The 265-nt window shown below is 66.8% G+C and carries 1 pseudogene; it reads right to left on the reverse strand.

Going from position 1 to position 265, the window contains the following annotated elements:
* Window positions 1–265, reverse strand: a pseudogene (locus ACZ3GY_RS24180) (flavin-containing monooxygenase); the annotation flags it as partial.

The following is a 265-nucleotide window of genomic DNA, read 5'->3' on the forward strand; positions in this document are numbered from 1 at the left end:
TGCGCTTGCAGCCGATCGTGAAATCCGGCGTGAGCTTCGCGCGCAGCACCGGATCGGCGATCTGCCTCGCGAGGTGCCGCTCGGCCTTGCGCTGCGCCAGCAGTTTGAGCGCCGTGCGCGAGTACTTGAAGCCGACCACGCGCGTCTCCAGCGCCCAGTAGATCGACCAGCGCAGCAGCTTGTAGAACGGCTTGAAGCCGAGCAGCCAGCGTTCGATCTTCGAGAACTTGCGGTCCGGGCGCGGCAGTACCCAGTGCGGCGAGCG

The sequence above is a fragment of the Pseudomonas sp. PME37.24/006 genome, from assembly GCF_055556635.1.